3 protein-coding genes are annotated in these 1,737 nt (G+C 45.1%); all 3 read right to left on the bottom strand.

Translation table 11 applies throughout. The annotated features are described in order from the left end of the window. On the bottom strand, positions 1-822 hold an 822-nt coding region (locus WB217_RS03995), incomplete at its 3' end, for a DUF6382 domain-containing protein (protein ID WP_423990856.1). Positions 823-956: 134 nt separating this feature from the next. Next, the gene (locus WB217_RS03990; RefSeq protein ID WP_207501308.1) at positions 957-1,259 is read right to left on the bottom strand and encodes a pore-forming ESAT-6 family protein; all 303 of its coding nucleotides are present in this window, start codon (positions 1,257-1,259) and stop codon (positions 957-959) included. 197 nt (positions 1,260-1,456) lie between these two features. Then, a partial coding sequence (locus WB217_RS03985) for a WXG100 family type VII secretion target (protein ID WP_423990853.1) occupies positions 1,457-1,737 on the bottom strand: 281 nt, incomplete at its 5' end.

Here is a 1,737-nt window from a genome sequence, read left to right as displayed (position 1 = left end):
CTGCATCACAGTATTTTCCTCTCCATCTGAATCCAGGTGTGCTGCAGTTAAATGCGGCACCGAGACATCCTCATTTGCTGATGTTGTATGTGGCGCCGGATTCTTCTCGTTTGAAACTGACATTGGGGCTGCCAGAGCTTCGCCATCTGATTTTTGATCGGCGGTTTGATTTGGTAAGGATCCTGTTGGATTTTCACCCGCAGCCTTCTGGAAAAATGGCTCAGACGCTTTTGTTGGCATGGTATAAAAAGCGTCCGTGTCACCGGCCAGAGCGTTCAGCTTCTCCATCAAGTTTTCAGGTGTAACAGCTTCCATGCTCACCAGATAGTTATGGAGCCTGACGAAAAATAAGGCATCTTCGTTTTCGTCGTATCGAGCGGAGAGCAAAAGTTCCCGCAGGAAGTCTTTAAGTGATACCTTTTCAAAAATATTAACTTTAACAGGCAGGTAGATAAAAACTAATCTGTTTGAAAAGTTATCAATAAAGATATCGCGCTGGCCGAACACAAAATTCTCGATCTCCAGACCGCTTTCCTTTGCATCCACCAGGGTTTCCGCAATATTGAGGAAGCTGTTGTACAGGCTCTGCCTTGTAGCCGGATTAGAGTTCCTCATTTCAAGCGTCGTGTCTGAAATCAGGTCATAGCGAAGGTAGCAGTTTTCTCCCTCTACTATCGCACGGCATGGCAAAATTCCGGGAATTGGACTGTTTCTCACATACTCCACCTGTCCCGCGTCAATTTCCTCTTTGCTGGCTGCCTGATAATAAAGGAATTTCGATATTCCATGGTTTTCCAGGGTAAACTCCGCATGTTTAATCATTGCCTTCGACTCCATTTTTGAGATTATGTAACTGTTGTTCGCAGGATCACGTTCTTTTTTTCAAAAGAAACAGTAGGGCAAACCGCAGACGCTGCTTGCCCCTGCCCCCTCTTACAAAAAAACAGAATAATAGCTTACTTGAATGAGCTAGCGTTGTTGTTGATCGCTGTTTCTGCTGTGTTGTAGTTCGTGACCGTGTTGTCAAGGAACTTCGCGTAGCTGTCAACAACCTGGCGATATTCTTCAAAGCGTGGTGCCAATGAGTTGAAGTTGCCGCGGATTGTGTTGGACGCATCAGAGTTCCAAGTTGACGATAGCGCGTTCATGTCCTTCTTGATTTCCTCAAGACGTGTGGACAATTGCTGGTTCAGGGTGCGGATTTGACCTGCCGTTTTGCTAACCTCGCCAAGCGAGATTTTGATTCCATCTCCTGCCAATGTATTTCACCTCCTGTATTGTTAAAGGCTATTTTCGCATTGATTGTTGCTTTTCAAGTATGCTCTTTATACCGGGGGAGGGCTCTTTTCTGGTTGTTCCTGAACCCTGACGGCGATAGATTCGTAAAAATCCTAAAGCCGATTTTTACTTTTGAGTGTAAAAGCAACAAATTTTACGAAAAGAGCCATGTTAAAGATTAGTTGCTCAATCTCTTAGCCTGATTAATAACCTCGTTTTGAGTGTCGCGGTATGTCTTCGCACTCATTTTCAGGAACTCAGAGTATTGTCTCATCAAGTTCGTCATCTTTTGGAAATCGTCCATGAAGCCTTTGATCTGTGACACATATGCCTGGTTGTCAGTACCCTGCCATGCAGCGCCCATTCCTTCGACTTCGCTGAAAAGAGCTTTATAGTTTCTCTCATAGTCAGCGGCCTGCTGCTCCACTTTTGCTGCAGTCACATCAAGCTTCGCTGGAT

It is taken from the genome of Mesobacillus sp. (assembly GCF_049588175.1).
Classification (GTDB): Bacteria; Bacillota; Bacilli; order Bacillales; family Cytobacillaceae; genus Mesobacillus.
This window is presented reverse-complemented; position numbering and strand designations above follow the sequence as displayed.